The organism is Marinobacterium profundum, from assembly GCF_001528745.1.
Lineage (GTDB): Bacteria > Pseudomonadota > Gammaproteobacteria > Pseudomonadales > Balneatricaceae > Marinobacterium_A > Marinobacterium_A profundum.
Window position 1 is genome coordinate 77,161 of sequence record NZ_BCNS01000162.1, and the last position, 7,160, is coordinate 84,320.

Genomic DNA, 7,160 nt, shown 5'->3' on the forward strand with positions numbered 1-7,160 from the left:
AGCGCCGTTCCCGGTGGGCTGTCTGTTGATCGACTAAGCGCCCAGCCGCCATCACCAGCAGGCCGATCAGCATCCGTATGATAATCATCTCAATGGCCGCTTGCAGAAGCGATGGCGAGACCGACTTGTCATCCTGGAGCTACTGCCTGACATTCGCCAAAATGGCGTCGACATCCATGTTGCTGATCTTCATAAACTTGGGTTCCGTTGCGCATGATGGCCTATTATTGCACGACTTTTTCAGGCCGAATTTTTCCTCTTGATCGTAGTTCTTAGCAACTTTACCGTTGCCACCTTGGGGATGTGCGGCGTCGCAAGGCGGCTCAGACAGGATGACAGGGGCTCTGAGCTTGCATTTGTGGCGGTGCGCCGGGGTAGCCGGATTTTCAGAAATTTGGGTAAAACCATGTCAAGTACTTTTTGAAAAATATTGATTTGAATAGCTACTATTTTTAATCTAATTTGCAGTTTTTAACCTCGTCTATTTTTTCTATCATATCCCTCATGATTGACTGGAATCTATTGAGGTCATTTATTGTTACATTATTTATAAAATCTCCTTTGAATCGATCGTTAAGAATTCGATCAATTTTTTCTAGATGATATTCTATTTTTTCTGTGTGTCGTATAATCTTCGGTGCTGCTGGGGTGGTAATGCTAGTATTTTCTGTGCTTTTATAGTCAGGAAGACCATGAAGACTTTTACTTAATGTTCTGCGTATTGTTTTCCAGTTTTTATTTGTTCCTCTAAAGGTTATTTTGTTTTCGGTAAGACTCCAGTCTGTTGAGTCCTTAACCAAGTCTGAAAAGCATTTATATACAGGTGAAGAAAATGTTTCCTGATAGGTGCGATAAAGCCTTGATAAAATAGTACCGAAGGATGAGGTTGGTTTTTGATTGTAGGCATCGATTGCTCTAATTGCCGCCTCGGTGGCGGATGCTGCACTTTTCGCACTTACCAATTTTTCCAACTCACGCCATAGTTTTTCCGGGGTGAGTTCATTCGCCTCATAGTGGCTTTCTTTTCCTGGTTCTTTTGGTTGTTGTATAGGATAGTTTGGTATTCCTGACTTTAACTCAACAAAACGACGTAAACCGACCTCGTATAGCTTCGGCTTAATATATGACCAGTTCTCTTTAAATAAAACAGCTAGCCTTCCATACTGACTTCTAGGATTGTTGAAATTTCTTGGCTTAGTCTTATTTTTTTGTTCTGATAATGACCAACCGGTAGAGCAGTCAACAACAGATTTATAAAGCTTGGCTAGTTCGGGTTTTGTTTTCCATATGCTGTTATAGTACTTCTGTAATCTTGATCCAATGTAGTTTTGAGAATCCCAGTAATAATCTATATTTTTGATTAGTTTTTCAGTTATTTCTCTGTCGTCTAAGTGATTTGATTCCGATTGGTGGCTATTTTCGATCATACTATTTGGACCTCTTTAATTCTTGCATTTTAAAGTAATAGAGAACTTATGGCAAAAGCCGTTCAGTGGATCTCTGCTCCGACCATGTTAGCGGACAATAGCATCTTCCACCAAGCCGCACTCATAGTGGTATCGGCTTCTGACTTTTCGTGCAGTCGCCTTCTGTTACGACCGCTGGGACCGCAACTATCCTGTTAGTTTAGGGTATACATTTAATGATACGTCATTGTGCTTGCTTTTTGTATTTAGTGGCACGGTCAAAATGATACGGCATAATAAGAGCGCCCAAACTGATACAGGTGTCCTATGTTCGTGCGTTCCTATCTACGAGCATCGACAGATGACCAAGATGCTCAGCGTGCTCGCCAGCAGCTCGAGCGCTTCGCCGGCGAGCATGATCGTGTGATTGCTTCCGCCTACATCGAAAATGCCAGCGGCGCACATCCCGACCGTCCTGAGTTGCTGCGCCTGCTCGCCGATGCCCGCCCGGGCGACGTGATGCTGCTGGAGAGTATCGATCGCCTGACGCGCCTGCCTGAAACGGAATGGCGGGCGTTGAAAGCAGCGATCGATGCCAAAGGGCTGCGCCTAGTGGCCCTGGACCTCCCAACCAGTCACCAGGGGATGCAAGACACGGCCGGGGACGAGTTCACCTCACGAATGCTGGCGGCCGTCAACGGCATGATGATTGAAATGATGGCCGCTATCGCCCGTAAGGACTATGAGCAGCGCCGTGAGCGCCAGGCGCAGGGGATCGCGAAGGCGAAGGCAGATGGGCTCTACCGGGGGCGGCCGGTCGATAAGGATCTACACTGCCGGGTACGCGAACTTCTGGATGCGGGGTTAGGAATTAGGGCGGCTGCCCGGCATGCTCAGTGCTCGACCACGACGGTTCTGAAAATCCGCGATAGCATGACTCCGCCGTCTGAGGCGTGATAGGTCACAAGCGATTCTCACCGCGTCACCGGCTCCATTTGTGGACGGTTTTGCCTTCCAGGCCTTAGCCGGCATGGCTTGTTTTCCTAAAGAGGGTTGGTGAGCCTTGGATTGTGAAGCCGTCGTGCCCGGTCGGCCCTGCCTGGCCATAATCGGGGTTATGCAACAATATCATCAGGTGATATACTTGGAACAGAAGGCGGAGCTTGACCACGGGATTGATAATTTGTTGGACCTCGATGGTGAAATCATGGAGGTCGATGATGCCCTTGAGTACCACGTGGAGTTCGATGTGAAGCGCGTCGAGCCCACTGATGGCCGGCCGCATGGCATTAAGTACTCACTGACACTCCACGACAAGTGGGGAACGCGCCTGTTGGGGTTTGATAACGCTCACCCTGTTCAGGAGGACAAGGTTGGCTTCGCTCGGCACCGGACCCTGACGAAGTTTGACCATAAGCATAAGTTCAAAGATGTGGCGGTGATCATTCCCTACGAGTACGAAACCGCCGAAAAGCTCTTAACTGACTTCTGGGCCTACGTGGATGAGGCAGTTGAGCTGGATAGTAAGAGGAACAAGTGATGAAGAAGCTGGTAATCGGAGTGGCGTCCAAAGCTTTCATACGCCAGCGCACCATCGATATTGCTGCCGGCAGAATCAAGCCGAAAGACACCGACCCCAAGGTTTGGGTGAACTCTATGGAGTCCGTTGGTCGCTTGCTGAACGCTGACAATCTCTCGATGATCGAGACGATCCGGAAACAGCACCCGGCAACGATTTCGGACCTGGCAAAGCTTATGAAGCGCGAGCAGAGCAATGTGTCCAGGACGCTCAAGCGAATGGTCGAGTTCCACATAGTGGAGTTCGAAGAGGCGCACGGCAAGAAAACGCCGGTCGTCACCTGGGATGAACTCTCAATCGTTCCAATGAGTGATGCCGCGTGACATATCTAAGCCGCGTATGGTGAAAGCGGAGAGAGCAACAACAAAGCCGCCAAATTAGGCGGCTTTGTTGTTTCCAGAGCCAATCCAGATAATGATAAAAGTTAAAATTACCAATTGACAAGTATGTTATAATATGGTAGTCAAAACCAACGTAGGCATATTTTCAATGACTTATCGATTTTCCGACTACTCCATACTGAGCTTTCAAAACCGAGATCTGCCGTTAATTGAACACACCGTTCTGGGTTCGTCGCTCGATGAAGTGCTGAAGGAGGAGCGCGGGCGTTTGTTTGCCCGCCACACCTATTTCGGCGCGACCGAATACGTTGAATGGTATGAGCTGGGCAAGGTCGGCGACGTGCACAATATCACGCTTATCCCTTTCCCTGATGTCCTGGATCGCGAGCGCCTGAACTGACCATAATCGGAGTGTTGTTAAATCGAGACGCCCAGGGCGAATGTGATGTTTTGTCAGGGTTTGGGGCGTCGGAGATGAAGAATCCAGTACGTTTCATGTAAGCAAATGGCTCACGAAAGGTTGGCACAAGGGCGCTGAAAGCCCCGCAGACCGGGCATTCTTAGCCCTTGCTTGTAGTAAGTTTACATGCCGGCGGCGCAAGATTTTTTGGTGCTACTTACTGATGTAGGGAAATAAAAAAGGCCCTCCAGCACCAACTGGAAGACCTTCTTAGAATCCGTTCAGCTCCGTAACCGTATAGGGCCGAACCGCCGACGATGACGGAATTGCTAGGGTAAATTCAAACCACAATGTGTTGGTGTACGTGCGAACACTGCTATTCGATTTTGATAGAAATTCATGCATTGGAGGTGCGCGTTAGAGTCTTTTTATAACAAAGTGTGCACTGTATTTAACAGGCGTTTTGTAAAGCGGTTTTTTTTTGAAAATTTACCCGCTCCACAATTTGCGTGCAGCTCCCGAAGTACCGGCATTTGGGGCTTTGCGCCGTTCCGATTACACAGAACGCAGGGCTAAATCAAGTGTTGAAAAAAAACCGTTTGTAATTATATTTAGTGCCATCAATACAGTTTCTACTTACTCTATTTTGGCTCGTAACATTTAGAGGAGGGGCTGTGTTCATACGCTGGAGCGATTCAGCAGGGATGTGAAAAGGCCTCCTGGGCTCGTACCCCCAGAAGGCCTTGGAAGTCCGCTAAGTTCCGTTCGGATAGGCTGCTTAACTGACTATTCTTGCGAGTGGAGAGTATAAGCAAGCTAACTGCTTTCGAGCAAGTCCGCAACGGGTGGGATTAACTCACCGTACGGAGGTATCAGTTATGCATCCCAAGATGCGCTTGCTGAGACGATTCCAGCGTTTGATGGTCGAGGCTCTGCCTACGATCATGGTGCGCTTGATCTTCAAACTACTCGACCACAGCTGGTAATCCAGCCGCTGCTGACAGGGACGTCCGCAGCGCATCCTCCTAACCTGTCGATAATCGTGGTTATGGTAAAACGAGCTCGGGTCACCGGTCTTGCCGGTGACCCGTTTACGATTCCCTTCTTTCTAATGCTTCTTGCTGAGTGCCAGCGCCGCGTAGGCTACGGCAGTGACGGCTACTACAATCGGCTTGCTCACCCCGAAGAGCGAGGCGGTATAGATCACAGCGAGCGCGGCATAGACTACTCTGGACGGTATGTTCATTGGCACATCCTCACGTGGTTGAGAGTGTGCCGTCCGGACGGCTTTCTAGGTGTCGACAGGGGCAGAATCGCATAGGGGGAGCCTGTGGCGCGTACGCGTAACTCAGGGAAACTACGGGAACCAGACCCGAACTCGTTTCAGGTTCGCTTTGGCAAACTGGTTCGCCAAATCCGGGAGGATCGAGGCTTCACACAGATGGAAGTCGCTTTCAAAGTCTACGAAGATGAGACCAAAGCGTCCCGCGTGTCCGACATTGAACGGGGGCGCCACGAACCACAGGCGAGTACGATCGCCGATTACCGTGACGCGCTAGCGATTTCGCAAGAGGAGATCGATGCCTGCCGTCATCCGGCCGTGGCCGATCTGGCGCCCGGCTTTCGCGAGGAGCTCGGCCTCGCTGACGGAATTCTGGAGAACCTGGCCATGCGGTTCGGGCACGATAACCCGGATGCCGGCCGGGCGGCTTTGCGAGAGTTCCTTCAGGAGAAAGCGCGGGAATACGATGCCCTCAAATCCCGAATGGACGCACTCAAAGCGACGGAAACACGGATTGCTGATCAACTGTCCGCTGCGGAAGCGGCGCTGGATACCGGCGATTTTGATGCAGCGGATGACATCCTGGCAAACGCTGAATCGATGCAGCAGACCGAGCATACGCTCATCCAAATTCGCAAGCAGGCTGAAATCCGGGCAACACGCGGCGACGCAGCGCTGCTAAAGGGGGATGTTGAAGTCGCTCATGGCCATTTCGCGGCAGCCGCTGCCTTCTTCGAGCCTTTCGATGCGATTGAGGGCGCGGGCCAGAGACGTGAGTATTACTTGCGGCTGTACCACCATGGCTGCCGGTACGTCAGTAGCGGCGATTTTCAAGGTAGTGGGCTCGCCTACGCGGTTGACCTGGCGAAGCGTAATCTCAAAGTCTATACCGATCCCCTCTACTGTCGGAACTGGTCGACGGCCCAGAATGACCTAGGGGTCGCGCTTACGGGGCAGGGCATCCGCGCCGGGGGCGAGGACGGGCAGCGGCTGCTGGCCGAGGCCGTTGAGGCCTTCCTGGCCGCCCTGACGGTCCATACCCTCAAGGCGATGCCGCAACAGTGGGCGATGACCCAGAACAACCTGGGGGCCGTGCTTACGGACCAGGGCATCCGCGCCGGGGGCGAGGACGGGCAGCGGCTGCTGGCCGAGGCCGTCGAAGCCTACCGGGCCGCCCTGGAAGTCCGTACCCTCGAGGCGCTGCCGCAGGACTGGGCGGCGACCCAGAACAACTTGGGCGCCGTACTTGAGGATCAGGGCATCCGCGCCGAGGGTGAGGATGGGCAGCGGCTGCTGGCCGAGGCCGTCGAGGCCTATCGTGCCGCCCTGACGGTCTATACCTGCGAGGAGTGTCCGCAGGACTGGGCGATGACCCAGAACAACCTGGGGCTCGCGCTCCGGCATCAGGGTATCCGCGCCGAGGACAAGGACAGGGGGCGGCTGCTGGCCGAGGCCGTCGAAGCCTACCGGGCCGCCCTGGAAGTCCGTACCCTCGAGGCGCTGCCGCAGGACTGGGCGGCGACCCAGAACAACCTGGGGGCCGCCCTTGCGAGTCAGAGTACCCGCGCCGGGGGCGAGGACGGGCAGCGGCTGCTGGCCGAGGCCGTCGAGGCCTACCGGGCCTCCCTGGCTATCCATACCCTCGAGGCGCTGCCGCAGCAGTGGGCAATAACCCAGAACAACCTGGGGGCCGCGCTTGCGGATCAGGGCATCCGCGCCGGGGGCGAGGACGGGCAGCGGCTGCTGGCCGAGGCCGTCGAGGCCTACCGGGCCGCCCTGGAAGTCCGTACCCTCGAGGCGCTGCCACAGCAGTGGGCGGCGACCCAGCACAACCTGGGGGCCGCGCTTACGGACCAGGGCATCCGCGCCGGGGGCGAGGATGGGCAGCGGCTGCTGGCCGAGGCCGTCGAGGCCTATCGTGCCGCCCTGAGGGTCTATACCTGCGAGGAGTATCCGCAGGACTGGGCGATGACCCAGCACAACCTGGGGCTCGCGCTCCGGCATCAGGGTATCCGCGCCGAGGACAAGGATAGGGGGCGGTTGCTGGCCGAGGCCGTCGAAGCCTACCGGGCCGCCCTGGAAGTCCGTACCCTCGAGGCGCTGTCACAGCAGTGGGCGGCGACCCAGACCAACCTGGGGGCCGCGCTTGCGG

6 protein-coding genes are annotated in these 7,160 nt (G+C 54.2%); 5 read left to right on the plus strand and 1 reads right to left on the minus strand.

Features of this window, described 5'->3' with window-relative positions:
* Positions 1–452: 452 nt before the first annotated feature.
* Complete coding sequence (locus MPRO_RS25990; RefSeq protein WP_158651888.1) at positions 453–1,427, minus strand: hypothetical protein; 975 nt, start codon at positions 1,425–1,427, stop codon at positions 453–455.
* A 306-nt stretch (positions 1,428–1,733) separates the two neighbouring features.
* Between MPRO_RS25990 and MPRO_RS19780 the strand changes: the two genes are divergently transcribed.
* The 5 genes from MPRO_RS19780 to MPRO_RS25530 all read left to right on the plus strand — a co-directional run.
* The gene (locus MPRO_RS19780) at positions 1,734–2,363 is read left to right on the plus strand and encodes a recombinase family protein (protein WP_067297143.1); all 630 of its coding nucleotides are present in this window, start codon (positions 1,734–1,736) and stop codon (positions 2,361–2,363) included.
* 187 nt (positions 2,364–2,550) lie between these two features.
* On the plus strand, positions 2,551–2,946 hold the full coding sequence (locus MPRO_RS19785) for a toxin-antitoxin system TumE family protein (RefSeq protein ID WP_216821338.1): 396 nt from the start codon (positions 2,551–2,553) through the stop codon (positions 2,944–2,946).
* Positions 2,946–3,308 carry an HVO_A0114 family putative DNA-binding protein gene (locus MPRO_RS19790; protein WP_067297145.1) on the plus strand — a complete coding sequence of 121 codons (363 nt, stop codon included), beginning with the start codon at positions 2,946–2,948 and terminating at the stop codon, positions 3,306–3,308. Before MPRO_RS19785 ends, MPRO_RS19790 begins: the two co-directional genes overlap by 1 nt.
* Before the next feature lie 166 nt (positions 3,309–3,474).
* Positions 3,475–3,726: a hypothetical protein gene (locus tag MPRO_RS19795; RefSeq protein WP_158651889.1), complete on the plus strand. Its 252-nt coding sequence runs from the start codon at positions 3,475–3,477 to the stop codon at positions 3,724–3,726.
* A 1,441-nt stretch (positions 3,727–5,167) separates the two neighbouring features.
* On the plus strand, positions 5,168–7,160 hold a 1,993-nt coding region (locus MPRO_RS25530), incomplete at its 3' end, for a tetratricopeptide repeat protein (protein ID WP_067297150.1).

Bases quoted from the DNA above. Each gene is read 5' to 3' on its own strand.
- MPRO_RS25990 (WP_158651888.1), bottom strand. From the start codon at position 1,427: ATGATCGAAAATAGCCACCAATCGGAATCAAATCACTTAGACGACAGA.
- MPRO_RS19780 (WP_067297143.1), top strand. From the start codon at position 1,734: ATGTTCGTGCGTTCCTATCTACGAGCATCGACAGATGACCAAGATGCT.
- MPRO_RS19790 (WP_067297145.1), top strand. From the start codon at position 2,946: ATGAAGAAGCTGGTAATCGGAGTGGCGTCCAAAGCTTTCATACGCCAG.
- MPRO_RS19795 (WP_158651889.1), top strand. From the start codon at position 3,475: ATGACTTATCGATTTTCCGACTACTCCATACTGAGCTTTCAAAACCGA.